19 protein-coding genes, 2 pseudogenes and 1 riboswitch are annotated in these 19,952 nt (G+C 60.8%); of the genes and pseudogenes, 12 read left to right on the top strand and 9 right to left on the bottom strand.

The features are described from left to right. Positions 1 to 5: 5 nt before the first annotated feature. Positions 6 to 851: a methylenetetrahydrofolate reductase [NAD(P)H] gene (gene metF / locus AC0V2S_RS06270; protein WP_475508973.1), complete on the bottom strand. Its 846-nt coding sequence runs from the start codon at positions 849 to 851 to the stop codon at positions 6 to 8. A gap of 115 nt (positions 852 to 966) precedes the next feature. Beyond that, complete coding sequence (ahcY, locus tag AC0V2S_RS06265) at positions 967 to 2,361, bottom strand: adenosylhomocysteinase (protein ID WP_475508972.1); 1,395 nt, start codon at positions 2,359 to 2,361, stop codon at positions 967 to 969. A gap of 21 nt (positions 2,362 to 2,382) precedes the next feature. After that, positions 2,383 to 2,502, bottom strand: a riboswitch (S-adenosyl-L-homocysteine riboswitch). Between the two features lie 186 nt (positions 2,503 to 2,688). Between ahcY and AC0V2S_RS06260 the strand changes: the two genes are divergently transcribed. The 3 genes from AC0V2S_RS06260 (at position 2,689) to AC0V2S_RS06250 (ending at position 4,154) form a co-directional block, all read left to right on the top strand. Beyond that, positions 2,689 to 3,093: an acyl-CoA thioesterase gene (locus tag AC0V2S_RS06260; protein WP_475508971.1), complete on the top strand. Its 405-nt coding sequence runs from the start codon at positions 2,689 to 2,691 to the stop codon at positions 3,091 to 3,093. A gap of 103 nt (positions 3,094 to 3,196) precedes the next feature. Next, positions 3,197 to 3,583 carry an MAPEG family protein gene (locus tag AC0V2S_RS06255; RefSeq protein ID WP_475508970.1) on the top strand — a complete coding sequence of 129 codons (387 nt, stop codon included), beginning with the start codon at positions 3,197 to 3,199 and terminating at the stop codon, positions 3,581 to 3,583. 121 nt (positions 3,584 to 3,704) lie between these two features. Further along, positions 3,705 to 4,154, top strand: a complete 450-nt coding sequence (locus AC0V2S_RS06250; protein WP_475508969.1) for a c-type cytochrome — start codon at positions 3,705 to 3,707, stop codon at positions 4,152 to 4,154. On the opposite strand, the gene AC0V2S_RS06245 is transcribed toward AC0V2S_RS06250, so the two are convergent. From AC0V2S_RS06245 to AC0V2S_RS06225, 5 genes are all read right to left on the bottom strand, one after another. After that, on the bottom strand, positions 4,155 to 4,559 hold the full coding sequence (locus AC0V2S_RS06245; RefSeq protein WP_475508968.1) for a DUF1090 domain-containing protein: 405 nt from the start codon (positions 4,557 to 4,559) through the stop codon (positions 4,155 to 4,157). A 110-nt stretch (positions 4,560 to 4,669) separates the two neighbouring features. Beyond that, on the bottom strand, positions 4,670 to 6,349 hold the full coding sequence (gene ligB, locus AC0V2S_RS06240; protein ID WP_475508967.1) for an NAD-dependent DNA ligase LigB: 1,680 nt from the start codon (positions 6,347 to 6,349) through the stop codon (positions 4,670 to 4,672). Positions 6,350 to 6,464: 115 nt separating this feature from the next. After that, on the bottom strand, positions 6,465 to 7,871 hold the full coding sequence (locus AC0V2S_RS06235; RefSeq protein ID WP_475508966.1) for an ATP-binding protein: 1,407 nt from the start codon (positions 7,869 to 7,871) through the stop codon (positions 6,465 to 6,467). Positions 7,872 to 8,041: 170 nt separating this feature from the next. After that, the gene (gene metK / locus AC0V2S_RS06230; protein ID WP_475508965.1) at positions 8,042 to 9,232 is read right to left on the bottom strand and encodes a methionine adenosyltransferase; all 1,191 of its coding nucleotides are present in this window, start codon (positions 9,230 to 9,232) and stop codon (positions 8,042 to 8,044) included. Positions 9,233 to 9,251: 19 nt separating this feature from the next. Next, positions 9,252 to 10,277, bottom strand: a complete 1,026-nt coding sequence (locus tag AC0V2S_RS06225) for an ArsR/SmtB family transcription factor (RefSeq protein ID WP_475508964.1) — start codon at positions 10,275 to 10,277, stop codon at positions 9,252 to 9,254. 187 nt (positions 10,278 to 10,464) lie between these two features. Between AC0V2S_RS06225 and tkt the strand changes: the two genes are divergently transcribed. The 7 genes and pseudogenes from tkt (at position 10,465) to fba (ending at position 16,993) form a co-directional block, all read left to right on the top strand. Beyond that, positions 10,465 to 12,462 carry a transketolase gene (gene tkt, locus AC0V2S_RS06220; protein WP_475508963.1) on the top strand — a complete coding sequence of 666 codons (1,998 nt, stop codon included), beginning with the start codon at positions 10,465 to 10,467 and terminating at the stop codon, positions 12,460 to 12,462. A gap of 168 nt (positions 12,463 to 12,630) precedes the next feature. Continuing rightward, a pseudogene (gene epd / locus AC0V2S_RS06215) lies at positions 12,631 to 13,688 on the top strand (erythrose-4-phosphate dehydrogenase). A 26-nt stretch (positions 13,689 to 13,714) separates the two neighbouring features. Next, positions 13,715 to 14,886 (top strand): annotated as a pseudogene (locus AC0V2S_RS06210) (phosphoglycerate kinase). An 8-nt stretch (positions 14,887 to 14,894) separates the two neighbouring features. Further along, positions 14,895 to 15,140: a hypothetical protein gene (locus AC0V2S_RS06205; RefSeq protein WP_475508962.1), complete on the top strand. Its 246-nt coding sequence runs from the start codon at positions 14,895 to 14,897 to the stop codon at positions 15,138 to 15,140. 107 nt (positions 15,141 to 15,247) lie between these two features. Beyond that, positions 15,248 to 15,451 carry a hypothetical protein gene (locus AC0V2S_RS06200; protein WP_475508961.1) on the top strand — a complete coding sequence of 68 codons (204 nt, stop codon included), beginning with the start codon at positions 15,248 to 15,250 and terminating at the stop codon, positions 15,449 to 15,451. Between the two features lie 57 nt (positions 15,452 to 15,508). Continuing rightward, complete coding sequence (locus AC0V2S_RS06195) at positions 15,509 to 15,823, top strand: MliC family protein (RefSeq protein WP_475508960.1); 315 nt, start codon at positions 15,509 to 15,511, stop codon at positions 15,821 to 15,823. 105 nt (positions 15,824 to 15,928) lie between these two features. Beyond that, a complete protein-coding gene (gene fba / locus AC0V2S_RS06190) occupies positions 15,929 to 16,993 on the top strand; it encodes a class II fructose-bisphosphate aldolase (protein ID WP_475508959.1) in 1,065 nt (354 codons plus the stop codon). A 106-nt stretch (positions 16,994 to 17,099) separates the two neighbouring features. Here fba and AC0V2S_RS06185 read toward each other — a convergent pair whose 3' ends face one another. Beyond that, a complete protein-coding gene (locus AC0V2S_RS06185; protein ID WP_475508958.1) occupies positions 17,100 to 17,804 on the bottom strand; it encodes a polysaccharide lyase family 7 protein in 705 nt (234 codons plus the stop codon). Positions 17,805 to 18,069: 265 nt separating this feature from the next. Here AC0V2S_RS06185 and AC0V2S_RS06180 point away from each other — a divergent pair, with 265 nt between their 5' ends. Next, positions 18,070 to 18,585, top strand: a complete 516-nt coding sequence (locus AC0V2S_RS06180; RefSeq protein WP_475508957.1) for a M48 metallopeptidase family protein — start codon at positions 18,070 to 18,072, stop codon at positions 18,583 to 18,585. On the opposite strand, the gene AC0V2S_RS06175 is transcribed toward AC0V2S_RS06180, so the two are convergent. Next, complete coding sequence (locus AC0V2S_RS06175; RefSeq protein ID WP_475508956.1) at positions 18,582 to 18,824, bottom strand: DUF2789 domain-containing protein; 243 nt, start codon at positions 18,822 to 18,824, stop codon at positions 18,582 to 18,584. The two genes, AC0V2S_RS06180 and AC0V2S_RS06175, sit on opposite strands and share 4 nt — an antisense overlap. Positions 18,825 to 19,015: 191 nt before the next feature. On the opposite strand from AC0V2S_RS06175, the gene AC0V2S_RS06170 reads away from it, so the two are divergent. Beyond that, positions 19,016 to 19,873 (top strand): HDOD domain-containing protein, encoded by an 858-nt coding sequence (locus AC0V2S_RS06170; protein WP_475508955.1) that lies wholly within the window; start codon positions 19,016 to 19,018, stop codon positions 19,871 to 19,873. Positions 19,874 to 19,952 lie beyond the last annotated feature (79 nt).

Genomic DNA, 19,952 nt, shown 5'->3' with positions numbered 1-19,952 from the left:
TTCGCTTAGCGCGGCAGCTTGAGGTTGTTCCAGATCGCCAGGCTCGGCTCGGCCTGGTTCAGGGTATAGAAGTGCAGACCCGGTGCGCCGCCTTGCAGCAGGCGTTCGCACATTTCGCTGATCACCTGTTCACCGTAGCTCTGGATGCTGTCGATGTCGTCGGCGTAGGCCTCCAACTGTTTGCGAATCCAGCGCGGAATTTCCGCGCCGCAGGCGTCGGAGAAGCGCGCCAGCTTGCTGTAGTTGGTGATCGGCATGATGCCCGGCACGATGGGAATGGTGACGCCCATCTTGCGTACGCGCTCGACGAAGTAGAAATAGCTGTCGGCGTTGAAGAAATACTGGGTGATCGCACTGTCGGCGCCGGCCTTGGCCTTGCGCACGAAGTTGGCCACGTCGTCTTCGAAGTTGCGCGCCTGCGGGTGCATCTCCGGGTAGGCGGCTACTTCGATATGGAAGTGGCTGCCAGTTTCTTCGCGGATAAAACTCACCAGGTCGTTGGCGTGACGCAGCTCACCGCTGGCCATGCCCATGCCAGAAGGCAGGTCGCCGCGCAGGGCCACGATGCGTTTGATGCCCGCTTCCTGGTACTGCTTGAGCAGGGCGCGCAGGTCGGCCTTGCTGTCGCCCACGCAGGACAGGTGCGGTGCGGTTTCCACCTTCACTTCGCTGTCCAGTTGCAGCACGGTGTTGATCGTGCGATCGCGGGTGGAGCCACCGGCACCGTAGGTGCAGGAGAAAAAATCGGGGTTGTAGCCGGCCAACACGCGGGCGGTGGCCATCAGTTTTTCATGCCCAGCGTCGGTCTTGGTCGGGAAGAACTCGAAGCTGTAGCGACGTTCTTTGCTCATTTAAAAGTGCTCTCGGAAACGCTGGCGAATGGTCGACAGGCCCGGCTCTTCGGAAGAAAAGCAGCGGGCCTGTACTTCGCGGCAAGGCGCACGCACGAGGCGTGCGCCGGGCACATCAGTAGCGGTAGGCGTGTGGCTTGAACGGGCCTTCCTGCGCCACGCCAATGTAGTCGGCCTGGGTTTTGGTCAGCTTGGTCACGACGCCGCCGAAACCCTTGACCATTTCCAGAGCCACTTCTTCGTCGAGCTTCTTCGGCAGTACTTCAACGGTCAGGCGCTCGGCTTTCTGAGCCGGTGCCAGGTCGGCGTACTTCTGGTCGAACAGGAAGATCTGCGCCAGAACCTGGTTGGCAAACGAGCCGTCCATGATGCGGCTCGGGTGGCCAGTGGCGTTGCCCAGGTTAACCAGGCGGCCTTCGGCGAGCAGAATCAGGTAGTCATCGTTGTGCGGATCAAAGCTGCCGGCGCCGGTGCGGTGAACCTTGTGCACCTGAGGCTTCACTTCTTCCCATGCCCAGTTCTTGCGCATGAAAGCAGTGTCGATCTCGTTGTCGAAGTGACCGATGTTGCAGACCACGGCGCGTTTTTTCAGGGCGGTGAGCATGTTGCTGTCGCAGACGTTCACGTTACCGGTGGTGGTGACGATCAGGTCAATCTTGCCCAGCAGCAGTTTGTCGATGCTGGCGGCGGTGCCGTCGTTGTTGCCATCGATGAACGGCGAAACCACTTCGAAGCCGTCCATGCACGCTTGCATGGCGCAGATCGGATCCACTTCGGTGACTTTAACGATCATGCCTTCCTGACGCAGCGACTGGGCCGAGCCCTTGCCCACGTCACCGTAGCCGATGACCAGCGCTTGCTTGCCGGACAGCAGGTGGTCGGTGCCGCGCTTGATGGCGTCGTTCAGGCTGTGACGGCAGCCGTACTTGTTGTCGTTCTTGCTCTTGGTCACCGAGTCGTTGACGTTGATGGCCGGGATTTTCAGCTCGCCCTTGGCCAGCATGTCCAGCAGACGGTGTACGCCGGTGGTGGTTTCTTCGGTCACGCCGTGGATTTTTTCCAGCATGGCCGGGTATTTCTTGTGGATGATCTCGGTCAGGTCGCCGCCGTCGTCGAGGATCATGTTGGCATCCCAAGGCTGGCCATCCTTGAGGATGGTTTGCTCGATGCACCACTCGTACTCTTGCTCGGTTTCACCTTTCCAGGCGAACACCGGAATACCGGCAGCGGCGATTGCAGCGGCGGCCTGGTCTTGAGTCGAGAAAATATTGCAGGACGACCAACGCACTTCGGCACCCAGGGCAATCAGGGTTTCGATCAGCACAGCAGTCTGAATGGTCATGTGAATGCAGCCGATGATTTTGGCGCCTTTCAACGGTTGCTCGCCGGCGTACTTGTGACGCAGGCCCATCAAGGCTGGCATTTCGGATTCGGCGATGATGGTTTCGCGGCGGCCCCAAGCGGCCAGGGAAATATCGGCGACTTTATAGTCGGTAAAAGCAGCGCTCATGCTGTAACTCCATTCGTGGTGTGCGAATGGGCGCCGTTGATGCGTTTTAACAGCCGCCCTGCACGGAGTGCGTCGGCTGTTCTCTACGCCCTGTTCGAGCCTGACAGGTAAAAAGCACCTGCTGCAGCGCCCCTCGAACAGGTGGCGGGAGCGGCCTTATGTTTATCTGGCCGCCGTGAAGCTGGGGGATTATAGCCGCGCAGGCGAGCTTGCCCAAGGCTTTCTGTCTACTTATGCGTAGGCGCTATGAGCACTATTGATAGCCATGGTGCGACAGGCTCAGGTGGCGTCTGCCATGCTGCGCGTGTCCTAACAGAAGGAGCAGGTATGAACTTCCACACGCGCAAATGGGTGAAACCCGAAGACCTCAACCCCAACGGCACCTTGTTCGGCGGCAGTCTGTTGAAGTGGATCGATGAAGAAGCGGCGATCTACGCCATCATCCAGCTGGGCAGCCAAAGGGTGGTGACCAAGCTGATTTCCGAGATCAACTTTGTGAGTTCGGCGCGCCAGAGCGACATCATCGAACTGGGCATCACGGCCACCGAATTTGGTCGCACCTCGCTGACCATGCGCGCTGAAGTGCGCAACAAGATCACCCGCAAGAGCATCCTGACCATCGACAAGATGGTGTTCGTGAACGTGGACATCGAAGGCAATTCGGCGCCCCACGGCAAAACGGAAATCACCTATATCCGCGACCAGTTCAAAGAAGAGGGCGGCTCGGACTGAACCGCTTGATTGACTGATATGCCATGGGCCAGCGCGTTGCTGGCCATGGATTCCGCGCGCCCGAACGGGCAAGCTGCTCGGACAATAAAACCGAGGAGTTACCATGACCGTTGCATATTGGTGCGTGCTGATCGCGATTTTTCTTCCCTACCTGGCCACCGGCGCGGCGAAAGCCCTCGGCCGCGGCTTTTCTCCCAAACACAACCACGACCCGCGCGCCCTACAGGCGACCATGACGGGCCCGGCCAAACGCGCCAACAACGCACAGCTCAACGGGTTTGAAGTAACCCCGGCGTTCGCGGCTGCGGTGATCGTTGCCCATCAGGTTGGCCATGCCGCGCAAACCACCATCGACCTGTTGGCGGTATGGTTCGTCGTCAGCCGCATTCTTTACCTGATCTGCTACCTGGCCGACTGGGCGCCGATCCGTTCGCTGGTATGGGCGATTGGCATGGCGTTGATTGCCAGCTTTTTCTTCGTCAGCGCATAACACGGGCGGGCCGAGCGATGCGGCGCAATGGCACACCCGCGCCACGTCGCAACGGTTGGTAAACGGACGCGAGGCGAGGATACTGGCGGCCGCCGTCGAACAGCCAAAAGTAGCCTCGTCCATGATTCTGAAAAAATCCCTTCTTGTTGCCCTGGCCTGCGTGGCCCTCACCGCCTGTGGTGGCGTTGATCCCAATTCGCCGCAAGGCAAACGTCAGGCCGTATTCAAGCAAATGCTGAAAACCGGGGAAGACCTGGGCGGCATGCTGCGCGGTCGGGTGCAATTCGACAGCGCTCGCTTCACCGCCGGCGCGGTCAAGCTGGACGAGCTGTCCAAGCAGCCGTGGCAGTATTTCCCGCAGGTAGCCGAAACCGACAAAAGCAGCGCCAAGCCCGAAGTGTGGGAAAACCAGGCGCGCTTTCAGGAACTGGCGAAGAACCTTGAGACCGCTACCGCCGCGCTAGTGGTGGCCAGCAAAGACCCGCAGCTGGACGCCAAGAAACTCGACGCTCCGGTGCAGGCCGTCGAAGACGCCTGCGAAACGTGCCACAAGGCGTTCCGCAACCACTGATCAGCGATCGAGTTGCTTCTTCGCCTCGTCGAGTTCCTTGCGGGCCTCGGCGAGTTTGTCTTTGCGCTTGTCGATTTTTTCCGGGTCGCCCTTGCTCATCGCTTTCTGCAGATCGCTCTCACGTTTTTTTACTTCGTGCTGAGCGTCCAGCACCTTTTGCTCGCGGGATTTTTCCAGCTGCTCGTCGGTGCAATTGCTTTTTACCTCACTCAAGGCTTTTTCCAGACCGGCTTGCTGCGCACTGTTGCCGGCGGCCTTTGCGTGTTCGATCTGCTGCTGGATATCGTCGCGTTTGGCGGCGCAGCCGGTGAGGGTTTTGGTGGTTTCAGCGGCTACGGCGGCGGTGGCCAGCAGGCTCAGCAGGGCGGCGGAAAAAAGGTGACGTACAGGGTGATGGGAAGACATTGCAGCGCTCCATGGCAGTGAAAGGTCCGCGAGCGGCTGGCCGTCGCGGGGTCACAATGGCCTGAAGTCTATCCCATCGATGCCCTTGTGGCGGCCCGCGGCTTGGGTTTTCAGAAACCTCGTACTTGTGCGGTCTGTAATTTTTCCCGCAGCGCCATTACGTCTGGATGACGGAAAAATTCCTGCAATTGCTGCGCGCGGGTGACGCCGATTCCGGGTTGCGCCAGCCAGTCACGCTCGGTGCGCTTGGCCAATTCGTCCCAGCTTGGCGGCAGGTTGGCGCCACCAGTAGGCGGTAGGCCAAGCGCTTTTAGCCAGGTCACGAACGATTGCTGGTGCGCTGCGCGAAAACTGCCGTGCAGGTTGCTGGCGCTGCGGTGGCCAAAGCCCGGCAAGGTCGCGAGTTCAGTCTCGCCAAGCTCCAGCCAGTCGAGCAGGCCGTTCAGGCGATTGGCGCTAAGCAGTTTTTCCCAGGTGCCAGGGCCAACCCCAGCCATCGCCAACCCTTTTTTGCTGCTTAGCCATTCCAGGCGTGCGCGGAACTGGCTGGCGCAACCGTCGGTGGGCTGCCAGCAACTCAAATAGTGGAAGGCATCCGCATCGGGCACTTCCATGGGGCCGCGCGTTTGCGTATGCCAGGTCACGCCGTCCAGGCGTGGAATGGTCAGACCGGCGAGGGCGATGGCCACTTGGTCGCCGGGGCGAATATCCAGGCGCTGCCAGCGGCGCAAGGAGCCGACGCTGACCCGGCGGATGGTGCGGTCGTCCAGGCGCACCGGCTGCAGGTGCAAGAGCGGCGTAATGCGCCCGGTGCGACCGATCTTGAACTCCACTCGGCGCACCTCGGCCAGCGCCTGGGCATACGGGTACTTCCAGGCCACGGCGGTGCTGGTTGGCTCAGCGCGCCAGCGGCTGCCAACCGGTCGTAGGCCCTGGCGGATAACCACCCCGTCGGTGGCGAACGGCAATGCGCTCTGGTGCCAGTGGAGCCGCCAGCGCTCGACATCGCCGAGGTTGCCGATGGGTTTGCTGAGTTCGGCGGTGTCGGCAAAGCCGAGGGCGCGCAGGTGTTGCAAACGCTCCTTCATCGCCACCGGCCCCTGCGGCAATTCCCAGACAAACAGCCCGATCCGCTCGCCATCGCTTGCCGATAAAACCTTGCGATTCAACAGTCCCGCCACAGTCGCACGCGCCCCCAGACTGCCGCTTTTGACCTGGATATGAGCGGCCAGGCGCAGGTACAACTCGCCTTGCAGAACCGTTTGCGGTTCTTGCGTCGGCAAGGCAGCAGGAATGGCTGGAATATTGGCTGCGTGCGTCGTCCAGTCTTGGCCCGTCAGGCCATTGCCGCGGCTTATGACCTGGTGCAGACGGCCGTTGCGGTACACCAGACTGACCGCCACACCATCCACTTTCGGCTGCACCCACAGATCGTCGCGATGCTGCATCCAGGCGTCGACTTCCTTGGCATCGGCCAGTTTGTTCAGGCCGGTGTGAGCGAACGGATGCGTGAGCGGACCGCCGTTGGCGGGCGCTGCAGCGGGTTCGGCCGTCTTGATATCGGGAAAACATTCGCGCCATTGGCGCAAGCGCAAGGTGGCCTGGTCGTACAGCTCATCGGCAATCAACGATTCGCCGTGGCGGTGATAGTGCTCATCCCATTGGCCAATCTGTTTGGCCAGCGCGGTTAGCTCGGTGGTGGCGTGTTCAGCGGGCCAGGTCGGGCAGGGCGCCGCGAGTGTGGGGAGGGGAAAATAGCAGCAAAGCAGCAAGGCAATCCGTCGCAACATGGGGAACGTCCTGTTCGAGTGAGGGCTCGAGCAGGTTACGGATTGAGCGCAGTGCGCCAATCAGAGGTGGATGACGGTTGTGTAGGTCGCGTGAGACTGAAGGGGCGGCAAGCGCCTAGGGCTTGCCAATAACTTCCCAGCGGCCGCTTTTGGTCGGGCCCACATGGCGGATTGCTCCGGCGGTACGCAGCTTCTTCAGGTGGTACTTGATGCCGTCCGGGGTCAGGCCAAGTTGTTCGGCCAGCTCTATTCGTGTCGCGGCGGGACTCTGGATCAGAAGAGCCACTATTTGGCTGCTTACTGATCTTGGGCCGATTTCTTGGGTAGTTTCTTGGGTAGTTTCTTGGGTAGTTTCTTGGGTAGTGGTGCTTGCCACTGGCCGATCCGAGGGGGCGTCTCCCCGCGCTTCGATCATTTGATCCGGTGCCGCCCGAAAGGTCAGCATGAGTCCGGATACGGTCGTGTCGAACGTCGGTGCAGGCATACCGTATTGACGGCAATCGTTGAGAATTTTCTCGATGCCGCGCCCCCAGGATTCCACGTAGCCGGCGCGGAAAAAGGCAGACGCCAGCAGCGGATTGAACGGGTGCGACGGATGCTTGGCCAAGAGGTGCTTTTGGGTCCAGCTCTCGGGCAGCTGACCTGGATTCCAGAATACGATCTGGTGCTCATACACGCTGATCTGGATGGGAATGCCAGTGGCGTAGTCCTTGTGGATTACCGCATTCAGCAGTGCCTCGCGCAGTGCCTGCAACGGGAACAAATAACGTTCTACGCGCTGCAGGCCGTCATAACGAATGTAGGCTTTCAGGTATTTGCTATGCAGCAACACCAGTGTTCGTTCCACCTGGGAAAACAGGTCGCCGTGAATTTCGTCCTGATAGCGCAGATCGTCATCGGTAACGAAGAAGCCGATTTTTATTGAGGCGCCAGGTACATACCGCTCCGGCTGTATGCCAAAAAGCAGGGCGGTGGCGCGCTTGTAATAGTGCCCGTCTTCCAGCAGCAAACTGGCCAGCAGGGCTGGATCGCTGTCGACCAGAACCGCGTCATCCACCCGCCCGCTTCTGGCCGCACGCGCGCGAAACGCTTGCAAGGCAGAAGGGTTGCAGTCACTCAGGGTCAGCCCTGGGAGCGCTACGCCGTCCCAATGCAACCCTTGGCGTCGCAGAAGAAAGCGTGCCAGTGCGGCGCCTTTCAACTCCTGCTTGGTGCTACCGCTGCGGTAATGAAATTCGCCCTTGTAGCTGACCGGGCTGGGATAAGAGGGCACCACTATTTCCAGTAATGACACGCCGTCTTCTTCGTGGAGATTGACGTCGACCATGATGCCCAGCACATCACGCACTTTATTGGGCAGTTCTTCCATCAGGCGAGGCGCCTCTGCCACGCCCACTGCTGCTCCGGCGTCATTGCGACCGATCTCCAGAATGCCTCCGTCGGCATTGGCAAAACCGCATATCCACTTCAGATATTCGTCGCGCCATGCAGCCTTCCATTCCCGTTGTTGGTGCTCGCTCATGCCAATCGATTCCTTCCTGAAAACGGCTTCTGCATCTTGCCCGGATTGCGCAGCCGGGGAATCGGGCGGCGAGGGCAGGGCTTCCGGTTAACGGGAAGGCTGTTGCTGAGAAGTGCGAAGGAACAAAAAGCCCCGCACAGGGCGGGGCTTTTTGGCAAAGCGACGAAGCGTTACAGGCCGGCAGCAGCGCGCAGCTGTTCGGCTTTGTCGGTTTTTTCCCAGGTGAAGGTGGTGAAGGTGTCATCACCTACCGTCAGTTGCTCCGGGGTACGGCCGAAGTGACCGTAGGCCGCGGTGGCCTGGTACATCGGGTGCAGCAGGTCGAGCATTTTGGTGATCGCGTACGGACGCAGGTCGAAGGTGTCGCGAACCAGCTTGATGATGGTCTCTTCGCTGACTTTGTTGGTACCAAAGGTGTTGATCGATACGGAAGTCGGCTGCGCCACGCCGATGGCGTAGGACACCTGGATTTCGCAACGGTCGGCCAGGCCGGCCGCAACGATGTTCTTCGCCACGTAACGACCGGCGTACGCCGCGGAACGGTCAACCTTGGATGGATCTTTACCGGAGAACGCGCCACCACCGTGACGGGCCATGCCGCCGTAGGAGTCGACGATGATCTTGCGACCGGTCAGGCCGCAGTCGCCTACCGGGCCGCCGATTACGAAGTTGCCAGTCGGGTTGATGTGGAACTGGGTGTCTTTGTGCAGCCATTCAGCCGGCAGCACGTGTTTGACGATCAGTTCCATCACGCCTTCGCGCAGGTCTTTGTAGCTGACATCCGGGTTGTGCTGGGTGGACAGAACAACGGCGTCCACGGCAACCGGCTTGCCATTTTCGTAGCGGAAGGTGACTTGCGATTTGGCATCCGGACGCAGCCACGGCAGCAGGCCGGATTTGCGCGCTTCAGCTTGACGCTCCACTAGACGGTGGGCGTAGCAGATCGGCGCGGGCATCAACACGTCGGTGTCGTTGCTGGCGTAGCCGAACATCAGCCCCTGGTCGCCAGCGCCCTGGTCTTCCGGCTTGCTGCGGTCAACGCCCTGGTTAATGTCGGGGGACTGCTTGCCGATGATGTTCATCACGCCGCAGGTCGCGCCGTCGAAGCCGACGTCGGAGCTGGTGTAGCCGATGTTGGTGATGACGTTACGGACGATCTCTTCCAGGTCGACCCAGGCGTTAGTGGTGACTTCACCAGCGATGATGGCAACCCCGGTTTTCACCAGGGTTTCGCAGGCAACGCGAGCGAATTTGTCCTGGGCAATGATGGCGTCGAGGACGGCATCGGAAATCTGGTCGGCGATTTTGTCTGGATGTCCTTCAGACACGGACTCAGAGGTGAAAAGAGAGTATTCGCTCATCTCGACGGGTTCCTGTTTATCAAGTGTTCGGCAGCGTTACGGCTGCTGATGGGTCCGGGCTACCAGGGGCGCGCTGAAAATGGCGCACCTGAATCTGGAAACCATTGCGTAATCCAATGTAGAGGCTTTCACCGGGCACCAGCCCTGCGGCGGTCGCCCAGTGGGCCAGGTCTTCCTGTTCAAAGCCTAGCCAGAGATCACCGCAGGCCTCCCTGGCCCAGCTCTGGTTGTGGCGGCATAACTCGGTAATCAACAGACTGCCGCCGGGTTTGACCCGCTGCGCCAGCTGTTTCAACGCATCGGCCGGGGCGGCCAGGTGGTGCAGCACCATGTTCAGCACCACGCAGTCCGCCACCAGGCGCTCACTGTCTTCATTCAACGCGTCTGCCAGTTGCAGTACGACGTTGCCCAGACCTTCCTGTTCGCAGCGCAGACGCGCCAGTTCGAGCATAGCCGGGCTGTTATCCAGCGCGGTTACCTGGGCAAAACGCCGAGCCAGCTCCGGCAGAAAACCGCCGTCGCCGGGGCCGATCTCCAGCGCGGTGGCGTCTTTGCCGAAGCCCAGCGCATCGAGCAGAGCCAGCACGCTGTCGCGGTATTGCGGCAGGCCGGCGATCAAGTCCTGCTGGGCCTGGAAGTTTTCCGCCATGCGGCTGAAAAAGTCCTGGCTGGCGGCGGCGCGTTGACCATGCACGGCGGCGATACGGGTCTGCACGTCGGCGGGCAAGTGCAGGTTATCCACTTCATCGAGCAGGGCGTTGTGCAGCAAACCACCCAGGCGCTCGGCCGGCGCCAGCGCGCGGCGGTAGAAAATCGCATTGCCTTCACGCCGAGTGGCCACCAGGCCGGCTTGGGCCAGCACCTTCAAATGGTGGCTCATGCCCGACTGGCCGGTGGCGAAAATCTGCGCCAGTTCCAGCACCCCGAAGGAGTCGTTGCACAGCGCCCGCAGTACGTTCAGGCGCAGCGGATCGCCACCGGCTTTGCACAAGGCAGCCAGTTCATCTGCAGGCTCGAAACGGAGTTGGGGCACGCGCATATTCATAGGCTGCGCAGTCTAGTCGGTCATTTTTTATCCAGCAAGACCAATATCAAAAAGTTTTGATATTGCGCGGCAAGGGTCGTCCAGGGGACAAAAGCTCCCCGGTGCGACCATCTGTGATTGCCCCGCACCCGCTGCCTGGGCGAAAATGGCCGCCTTTTTGTGAACAGCCCCACCCAGGAGATTAGCGATGCCCAGCCGTCGTGAGCGTGCCAATGCCATTCGTGCCCTCAGCATGGATGCCGTGCAGAAAGCCAACAGCGGCCACCCCGGTGCACCGATGGGTATGGCGGATATCGCCGAAGTGCTGTGGCGTGACTACCTCAAGCACAACCCGAGCAACCCGACGTTTGCCGACCGTGACCGTTTCATCCTGTCCAACGGCCATGGCTCAATGCTCATCTATTCGTTGCTGCACCTGACCGGCTACGACCTGTCCATCGACGACCTGAAAAACTTCCGCCAGCTGCACAGCCGCACCCCGGGTCACCCGGAATACGGCTACACCCCGGGCGTGGAAACCACCACTGGCCCGTTGGGTCAGGGTCTGGCCAACGCCGTGGGTTTTGCCCTGGCCGAGAAAGTGCTGGGCGCGCAGTTCAACCGTCCTGGCCACAACATCGTCGACCACCACACCTACGTGTTCCTGGGTGACGGTTGCATGATGGAAGGTATTTCCCACGAAGTGAGCTCGCTGGCCGGCACCCTGGAGCTGGGCAAGTTGATCGCCTTCTACGACGACAACGGTATCTCCATCGACGGTGAAGTCGAAGGCTGGTTCACCGACGACACCCCGAAACGCTTCGAAGCCTACGGCTGGCAGGTGATTCGCAACGTTGACGGCCACGACGCCGAAGAAATCAAGATTGCCATCGACACCGCGCGCAAAAGCGCACAGCCGACCCTGATCTGCTGCAAAACCGTGATTGGTTTCGGCTCGCCGAACAAGCAAGGTAAAGAAGACTGCCACGGCGCCCCGCTGGGTGCCGACGAAATTGCCCTGACCCGCGCCTCGCTGGGCTGGAACCACGGCCCGTTCGAAGTACCGGCGGACATCTACGCCGAGTGGGACGCCAAAACTGCGGGTGCTGCCGCCGAAGCCGAGTGGAACAAGCGCTTTGACGCTTACGCCGCCGCGCACCCGGAACTGGCCAGCGAACTGAAACGCCGTCTGGCCGGCGACTTGCCTGCCGACTTCGCTGACAAGGCCGCTGCCTATGTGAATGAAGTGGCGAGCAAAGGCGAAACCATCGCCAGCCGCAAAGCCAGCCAGAACGCCCTGAACGCCTTCGGCCCGCTGCTGCCGGAATTCCTCGGCGGTTCGGCTGACCTGGCCGGCTCCAACCTGACCCTGTGGAAAGGCTGCAAAGGCGTCAGCGCCGAAGATGCCGCTGGCAATTACATGTTCTACGGCGTCCGCGAATTCGGCATGAGCGCCATCATGAACGGCGTTGCCCTGCACGGCGGCTTCGTGCCGTACGGCGCCACCTTCCTGATCTTTATGGAATACGCCCGCAACGCGGTGCGCATGTCGGCCCTGATGAAGCAGCGCGTGCTGTATGTGTTCACCCACGACTCCATCGGTCTGGGCGAAGACGGCCCGACGCACCAGCCGATCGAGCAACTGACCAGCCTGCGCACCACGCCGAACCTCGACACCTGGCGCCCAGCCGATGCCGTTGAATCGGCCGTCGCCTGGAAGCACGCGGTAGAGCGCAAGGACGGTCCGACCGCCCTGATCTTCTCCCGTCAGAACCTGCCGCACCAAACCCGTGATGCCGAGCAATTGGCCAACGTGGAGCGCGGTGGTTATGTGCTGAAAGACTGCGCCGGCGAGCCTGAGCTGATCCTGATCGCCACCGGTTCGGAAATCGGTCTGGCCGTAGCCGCCTACGACAAGCTGACCGAGCAGGGCCGCAACGTGCGCGTGGTGTCCATCCCGTGCACCAGCGTATTCGAAGCTCAAGACGCCGATTACAAACAGTCGGTTCTGCCGCTGCAAGTTGGTGCGCGTATCGCAATCGAAGCGGCTCACGCTGACTACTGGTACAAGTACGTTGGCCTGGAAGGCCGCGTGATCGGCATGACCAGCTTCGGCGAATCGGCCCCGGCGCCGGCACTGTTCGAACACTTCGGCTTTACCGTGGAGAACATCCTCGAGCAAGCCGGCGAGTTGCTGGAAGGCTAAAAACCTAGCGGCACCCGCGGTTCCGTAGGATGGGTAGAGGCCCCCCATCGTTACGCGAATCGATGGGTTCGCTGTGCTCGCCTAGGCGGCCCCACCCATCCTACGTCCGCGGTCTTGCGTAGCTTGGGTTTGCCGCACCCCCTCCGCTCCATCCGACGTGAGCTGTCCATGTCCCAACGCCCTTACAAAGTTGCCCTTAACGGTTATGGCCGCATCGGCCGTTGCGTGCTGCGCGCGCTGTATGAGCGGGGTGCCAAGGCCGGTTTCCAGGTGGTGGCGGTCAATGACCTGGCCGATCTCGCCAGCCTCGAATACCTCACTCGCTTCGACTCCACCCACGGCCGGTTCCCCGGCGAGGTGCGCATCGAGGGCGAGTTTCTGCATATCAACGGCGACAACCTGCAAGTGCTGCGCAGCGCCACGCCCGAAGGCATCGACTGGGCAGCCCTGGGTATCGATCTGGTGCTGGATGCTCCGGCGCCTATAACAGCCGCGCCGACGGTCAACGCTTTCTCGATGCCGGTGCGCCGCGCGTATTGTTCTCGCAGCCGATGGCCAGCGAGGCGGATATCGACGCCACCATCGTCTACGGCGTTAACCAGCAAAAGCTGACCGGCCGCGAGACGCTGGTATCCAACGCTTCATGCACCACCAACTGCGGTGTGCCGCTGCTGAAATTGCTCAATGAAGCGGTGGGTCTGGAATATGCATCAATCACCACCATTCACTCGGCCATGAACGACCAGCCGGTAATCGACGCGTATCACCACGAAGACCTGCGGCGCACCCGCTCGGCCTTCCAGTCGGTGATTCCGGTGTCCACGGGCCTGGCCCGCGGTATCGAGCGGTTGTTGCCGGAACTTGCCGGACGAATTCAGGCCAAAGCCGTGCGAGTGCCGACGGTGAATGTGTCATGCCTGGACATTACCCTGCAGACCGCACGCGACACCGATGCCACCGAGATCAACCGGGTGCTGCGTCAGGCGGCGGAAAGCGGGCCGTTGAAAGGCCTGCTGGCCTACACCGAATTGCCGCACGCCAGCTGTGATTTCAACCACGACCCGCATTCGGCAATTGTCGACGGCAGTCAGACCCGCGTTTCCGGCCCACGGCTGGTGAACCTGCTGGCCTGGTTCGACAACGAATGGGGTTTCGCCAATCGCATGCTCGATGTGGCTCAGCACTACCTAGAGATTTCTGCTTCACCTGCTTCTAACGACCTTTGATCAACCAGCCCGGGAAGGACTGCGCCATGACCACCCCTCTTGTACAAAAAATGAGCGATCTCGATCTTAAAGGTAAGCGCGTGCTGATTCGCGAAGACCTCAACGTGCCCGTCAAGGACGGCGTAGTCACCAGCGATGCGCGCATTCTCGCGTCCTTGCCCACCATCAAGCTGGCCCTGGAAAAAGGCGCTGCGGTCATGGTGTGCTCGCACCTGGGGCGCCCGACCGAGGGCGAGTTCAGCGCTGAAAACAGCCTGAAGCCCGTGGCCGACTACCTGAGCAAAGCCCTGGGTCGTGACGTGCCGCTGGTGGCCGACTACCTGGGCGGCGTCGATGTAGCCCCTGGCGATATCGTGCTGTTTGAAAACGTGCGCTTTAACAAAGGCGAGAAAAAGAACGCTGACGAACTGGCCCAGCAATACGCCGCCCTGTGCGACGTGTTCGTGATGGACGCCTTCGGTACCGCGCACCGTGCCGAGGGCTCGACCCACGGCGTGGCCAAGTTCGCCAAAGTCGCCGCTGCCGGCCCGCTGCTGGCCGCCGAGCTCGACGCGCTGGGCAAAGCCCTGGGCGCCCCGGCCAAGCCGATGGCCGCCATCGTGGCCGGCTCGAAAGTGTCGACCAAGCTCGACGTGCTCAACAGCCTGAGCCAGATCTGCGACCAGCTGATCGTCGGTGGCGGCATCGCCAACACCTTCCTCGCCGCCGCCGGCTACCCGGTGGGCAAGTCGCTGTACGAACCGGACCTGCTGGACACCGCCAAAGCCATCGCGGCCAAGGTGAGCGTGCCGTTGCCGGTGGACGTAGTCGTGGCCAAGGAATTCGCCCAGACCGCCGAAGCGACCGTCAAAGCCATCAGCGACGTGGCTGACGACGACATGATCCTCGACATCGGCCCGCAAACTGCCGCGCTGTTTGCCGAGCTGCTCAAATCGTCGAAAACCATTCTGTGGAACGGCCCGGTCGGCGTGTTCGAGTTCGACCAGTTCGGCGAAGGCACCAAAGCCCTGGCCCTGGCCATTGCCGAAAGCTCGGCGTTCTCCATTGCCGGCGGTGGCGACACCCTGGCCGCTATCGACAAATATGGCGTGGGCGACAAGATCTCCTACATTTCCACGGCGGTGGCGCGTTCCTCGAATTCGTCGAAGGCAAAGTGCTGCCGGCTGTAGAAGTGCTCGAACAGCGCGCCAAGGCTTGAGCCACGCCATGCACCGTGTGTACCTCGTCGCTGCCGTTGCCTTGCTGATGCAAGGCTGCAGCAGCGCCGAACCGCAAACGGTCATGCCGACTGCGCCGACCCCGGCGCAGCAGGCCAAGCAGCCAAGTTGTTATCAAACCAGTTGGTGGGCAGAAACCTCCGCGGTGATCTACCGTCGTTTCGACGAAGAACATCGGCCGCAGCCGGCGCAAGGCGATAACCAGCCAGCGGCGGCCACGGAGGAATGCCCGTAGGGTGTGCTGTGCGCACCATGGCGGTGCTGGCCGGTCACGCAAGAGCAACTATTTCAGCGGCCCATGGGTCACTGCTTATAGCCCCCTCGCGTAAAGGAAGACCTGCCATGACCCGCTACAGCGCCACCCTGTTGTCCGTTTCGTTGTTAGTGCTACTGACCGGCTGTGCCGGCGGTAGCTCGCCCAGTACCTGCGAGGTGATGAGCCCCGCGCAGATCAGCCTGCCGACCAACCAGAATGATCAGCGGGTGGAAGCGCAGACGACGGGCGAACCAGCCATGAGTGACAGTCACGAGCAAAATTGCCCCTGACTGAGCCGCCCTTGAGGCAAAGCCGGGCAAGCCAACGCTGGCCCATAAGGAGTGTGGATGAAAGGCGTGATGGGCCTGATGGCCCTCGTATTGCTTGCTGGTTGTGCGAGTTCACAGCCCACCGAGCAGTGGACCACCTGGACCTGCGATAGCCAGGCCAAGGTGCTGTGGCGCTATGCCGAGTCTGACCAGCGCGCGGTTGATGTACGCCTGGGCGGTGGCGATATCGTTTATCGGCTCAAACAGGAACCTGTAGAGACCGGTGCTTTCTATAGCAGCGATGTCCTGGCCTTTCACATAAAAGGACAGGAAGGCCTGATTTACTGGGTTGCCAATAACGACCTGATTGGCCGGGGCTGCAAAGCCCCCTGAGTATTCACACGGCAGAGGGCCTAACGCAGTGCCTTCTTCGCCTATACAATGCCCGCAGTTGCAGGCTTGCACGATTAACTAGCGAAACCGGGAGATAGTTAAACCATGGCACTTATCAGCATGCGCCAGATGCTGGACCACGCCGCCGAATTCGGCTACGGCGTTCCAGCTTTCAACGTCAACAACCTGGAACAGATGCGCGCCATCATGGAAGCGGCTGACAAGACCAATTCCCCGGTGATCGTGCAGGCTTCGGCCGGTGCACGGAAATACGCGGGCGCTCCGTTCCTGCGTCACCTGATCCTCGCGGCAATCGAAGAATTCCCGCATATCCCGGTGTGCATGCACCAGGATCACGGCACCAGCCCTGACGTCTGCCAGCGCTCCATCCAACTGGGCTTCAGCTCGGTGATGATGGACGGCTCGCTCGGCGAAGACGGCAAAACCCCGACCGATTACGACTACAACGTTCGCGTTACCCAACAGACCGTGGCCATGGCTCACGCCTGCGGCGTATCGGTAGAAGGCGAGCTGGGTTGCCTGGGGTCGCTGGAAACCGGCATGGCCGGTGAAGAAGACGGCATCGGCGCCGAAGGCGTTCTGGATCACAGCCAGATGCTGACCGACCCGGAAGAAGCCGCCGACTTCGTCAAGAAGACCCAAGTGGATGCCTTGGCCATCGCCATCGGCACCAGCCACGGTGCTTACAAGTTCACCAAGCCGCCTACCGGCGACGTGCTGGCCATCGACCGTATCAAAGAAATCCACAAGCGCATCCCCAACACCCACCTGGTGATGCACGGTTCTTCTTCGGTACCGCAAGAGTGGCTGGCGATCATCAACCAGTACGGCGGCGACATCAAAGAAACCTACGGCGTGCCGGTTGAAGAAATCGTTGAAGGCATCAAGCACGGCGTGCGCAAGGTCAACATCGACACCGACCTGCGCCTGGCGTCCACCGGTGCCATGCGCCGGCTGATGGCCACCAACCCAAGCGAGTTCGACCCACGCAAATTCTTTGGCGAAACCGTCAAAGCCATGCGCGACGTCTGCATCGCCCGCTACGAAGCCTTCGGCACTGCTGGCAACGCCTCGAAGATCAAGCCGATCTCCCTGGAAAGCATGTACCAGCGTTATGCCAAGGGTGAGTTGAACGCCAAGGTGAACTGATCACCGCTGCGTTTTAGCTCCACAAAAACCGCGCTTAGGCGCGGTTTTTTATTTCCTGGAGCCAACATCCGTCATCCCAGCGCAGGCTAATGACGGTGGACGTTTGTTACTTGGCTGTTTTGGCAGCAGTAGTCGTTGCCGCCACCACCACATGCTCAATCTTCAACACATAAAACGTCGCCGCACCGGCTTCGGTTTCGTTGCCTTCGTTGTCCTGCGTGTACACGCCCGCCTTGAAGTACAACGGTTTCGGCGCCCAAGTCGGGTTCACCACGGTCGACCACTGCGTGCTGTTGACGCTGATGGCCAGTGAGCCCTTGGGCGTCAGGTGTAACGTGTAGGTAAAGCGTTCATTCAGCTTGATGCCGCTGAGCACGGTAATCACTTGGCCTTCTTCGTCCGTCGGGCTGGTCCGCACCTTGGCGACGATATTGGCGGTGCCGGTCTTGGTCTTGTACTGGAACTCCAGCTTCGCCATCGGCTTGCTGCTGCCGTAAGCGTGAATCTGGCCGATCACCACTTTGCCTGTGGAAGGCACCTGGTTAACGGCAACTGCCGCGCGCAGGAAATTGTCGGCGCTGGGGTAGGTCCAGTTGCGCAATTTGCTGTCGGCGAAGGTTTCGCGCAGTTCGCTGCGCGGGTAGCTGGCGCTGTCGGTCACGGTGCCGTTGACCGGCGCCCAGAAGAATATCGAACCGTTGTCCGCTTTGAAGTAGTAGTCCTGGTAGCCGCCCACCAGCACCGGGGTTTGGATGGTGGTGGCCGGTACGCCAACAGGGATGGACAGGTTCCAGGTAGCCAGGTCGATCATCAAGGTCTCTCCGCGGGAGAGGTAGTTACGGTGCAACCCAACGGTGTTGCCCAAGTGTCCCGCGGCTTGTGTATCGCTCGACGTTTAGCGCCCTTGAGTGCCTTTCGTCGCCCCTGAACTGCCATGAAATCGACGGCCGTTTCGCTTGTTTTGCGGGTGGTTGATGCAAGTGCTTGATCTACTTCAGGGCCCGAAAAAAGCTGGCGTTTTGCCCTGTGGGCAGCCTTGGTTAAACTGGCGAACCACTGCCGACGACTGGCTACCCATGTCCGCTCCCCTTTCTCCCTTGAAATACCTGCAAGCCTATCCGCCCGCCCTGCAAGCACAGGTGCAGCAACTGATCGCCAGTAATCGTCTGGGGGAGTATTTGCAGCAGCGCTATCCGGGCAAGCACGCGGTGCAAAGCGACAAGGCGCTGTACACCTACACGCTGGAGTTGAAGCAAGAACACCTGCGTAACGCGCCGAATATCGACAAGGTGCTGTTCGACAACCGCCTGGACCTCACCCACCGCGCGCTGGGGCTGCACACCGCCATTTCGCGGGTGCAGGGCGGCAAGCTCAAGGCCAAGAAAGAGATTCGCGTGGCGGCGCTATTCAAGGACGCCGCGCCGGAGTTTCTGCGCATGATCGTGGTGCATGAGCTCGCCCACCTCAAAGAGTCCGACCACAACAAGGCCTTCTACAAGCTCTGCGAGTACATGCTGCCGGGCTATCACCAGTTGGAGTTTGATCTGCGCGTATATCTGACGTGGCGCGATCTACCTAAGGTTGAGGCCTAAGGCACTTTCTTGCGCAGCAACACATTGAGCTGATCGACCACCGGCGCCCAGTCGGAGTCATCGAGAATCTCATCCTGCAGAAACGCCTGCTGCGACGGCGACCAGAAGCTGGCCTTCGACACCTTGATCTCATCGGGCAGTGGCGAATGGCTGGCGATAAATTGGGCGATCTCGTCGGGCTCGGACGGCAGGCCGAGTTGTTGGAATAGGGCGGGCAGGTCGTGGGCGTTGCGTTCCATGGTGCAGTCCTCAAAGGCTAGCGACGGTTAAGGTTGGGACTTGTGCAATCGGGCAGGGGTTCAACCTGCTTGCCGGCGGCGTGGTCGGCAGGGTGTGCGGTTTCTCTCACTTCAGACGGGCGGCCAATGGGCAAACGCCGTGATAGCGATTAGCCTGTACCGCCTGAGGGTTTGCGTTGGAGTAGGGTGTTATGTCGGCCGTGTTGAGTGGGTACTCCCGCTATCGCCAGGTGGTCACGCAGTTGATGTCTGGCGAAGAACAATTGCCCAGCCTGCCGGCGTTGACCCTGGAAATTCGCAAAGCCCTGCGCAGCCCCGATATCAGTCTGGAAGCCCTGAGCAAACTGATCAGCCGCGACCCGGCGCTCGCCGCTCTGCTAATCAAATACTCCTCCAGCGCCCTCAATCGCACCCGCCGTGGTCCCAAAACCCTCAAAGACGTCATGCAGGTGCTGGGCGTCGGCCAGGTCGACCGCATCACCATGGTCCACAGCATTCAAAGCCTGTTCACCCTGCACAGCGCCGCCCATAAAAAGCTGTTTATGGAGGCGTGGGAGCGCCTGATTCTGCAGGCCTGCATTTGCGGTTTTCTGGCGTCCCGAGTGGGCAAAGTTCAGCCCGAGCAGGCGCTGTTGGCCAGCCTGATGAGCGAGCTGGGCTCGTTGGCGATTCTCTCTGCCTTCAAAGAAGACGCCGTGCCCTCGCGCGAGCTGTACCTGCAGCTGTGCCAGGAATACAGCAAGTCGCTGGGCGTGATTCTGCTGCGCAAATGGGCGGTGGATGAGGAGTTGGTGGCGGTGGTGCGCAACAGCGGCAACTGGGAGGAGAAGGGCATCGGCTATCACATGGAGCTGATCGATCTGGTCAACCTGGCCCGCTACCACCGCCTCAAAGGCTTCGACCATGTGTCCGACCTGCCGCCGCTGCAAAGCCTGGCCGGCTTTGGCAAGTTGCTGCCGCCGTATAACCAGCTGGATATCAACGGTGGGCTGCAGCTGATTACGGTGCACCGTGAAGAGATTGATGCACTCGCGGATATGCTGCGGTAGGCCCCGATAGTTGTCCCATCTCCGTCGTCCCGAATCGTCGTCCCAGCGCAGGCTGGGATCCAGAATAACCCGGCGAACG

It is taken from the genome of Pseudomonas sp. CC11G, assembly GCF_056174845.1.
This window is presented reverse-complemented; position numbering and strand designations above follow the sequence as displayed.

Excerpts from the sequence above, each read along its gene's own strand:
- AC0V2S_RS06255 (WP_475508970.1), top strand. The coding sequence starts at position 3,197 with ATGACCGTTGCATATTGGTGCGTGCTGATCGCGATTTTTCTTCCCTAC.
- AC0V2S_RS06200 (WP_475508961.1), top strand. The coding sequence starts at position 15,248 with ATGACCCGCTACAGCGCCACCCTGTTGTCCGTTTCGTTGTTAGTGCTA.
- AC0V2S_RS06170 (WP_475508955.1), top strand. The coding sequence starts at position 19,016 with ATGTCGGCCGTGTTGAGTGGGTACTCCCGCTATCGCCAGGTGGTCACG.
- AC0V2S_RS06235 (WP_475508966.1), bottom strand. The coding sequence starts at position 7,871 with ATGAGCGAGCACCAACAACGGGAATGGAAGGCTGCATGGCGCGACGAA.
- AC0V2S_RS06185 (WP_475508958.1), bottom strand. The coding sequence starts at position 17,804 with ATGATCGACCTGGCTACCTGGAACCTGTCCATCCCTGTTGGCGTACCG.
- AC0V2S_RS06180 (WP_475508957.1), top strand. The coding sequence starts at position 18,070 with ATGTCCGCTCCCCTTTCTCCCTTGAAATACCTGCAAGCCTATCCGCCC.
- fba (WP_475508959.1), top strand. The coding sequence starts at position 15,929 with ATGGCACTTATCAGCATGCGCCAGATGCTGGACCACGCCGCCGAATTC.
- AC0V2S_RS06225 (WP_475508964.1), bottom strand. The coding sequence starts at position 10,277 with ATGAATATGCGCGTGCCCCAACTCCGTTTCGAGCCTGCAGATGAACTG.
- AC0V2S_RS06195 (WP_475508960.1), top strand. The coding sequence starts at position 15,509 with ATGAAAGGCGTGATGGGCCTGATGGCCCTCGTATTGCTTGCTGGTTGT.
- AC0V2S_RS06245 (WP_475508968.1), bottom strand. The coding sequence starts at position 4,559 with ATGTCTTCCCATCACCCTGTACGTCACCTTTTTTCCGCCGCCCTGCTG.
- AC0V2S_RS06175 (WP_475508956.1), bottom strand. The coding sequence starts at position 18,824 with ATGGAACGCAACGCCCACGACCTGCCCGCCCTATTCCAACAACTCGGC.
- ligB (WP_475508967.1), bottom strand. The coding sequence starts at position 6,349 with ATGTTGCGACGGATTGCCTTGCTGCTTTGCTGCTATTTTCCCCTCCCC.
- AC0V2S_RS06205 (WP_475508962.1), top strand. The coding sequence starts at position 14,895 with ATGCACCGTGTGTACCTCGTCGCTGCCGTTGCCTTGCTGATGCAAGGC.
- metF (WP_475508973.1), bottom strand. The coding sequence starts at position 851 with ATGAGCAAAGAACGTCGCTACAGCTTCGAGTTCTTCCCGACCAAGACC.
- metK (WP_475508965.1), bottom strand. The coding sequence starts at position 9,232 with ATGAGCGAATACTCTCTTTTCACCTCTGAGTCCGTGTCTGAAGGACAT.
- ahcY (WP_475508972.1), bottom strand. The coding sequence starts at position 2,361 with ATGAGCGCTGCTTTTACCGACTATAAAGTCGCCGATATTTCCCTGGCC.
- AC0V2S_RS06250 (WP_475508969.1), top strand. The coding sequence starts at position 3,705 with ATGATTCTGAAAAAATCCCTTCTTGTTGCCCTGGCCTGCGTGGCCCTC.
- AC0V2S_RS06260 (WP_475508971.1), top strand. The coding sequence starts at position 2,689 with ATGAACTTCCACACGCGCAAATGGGTGAAACCCGAAGACCTCAACCCC.
- tkt (WP_475508963.1), top strand. The coding sequence starts at position 10,465 with ATGCCCAGCCGTCGTGAGCGTGCCAATGCCATTCGTGCCCTCAGCATG.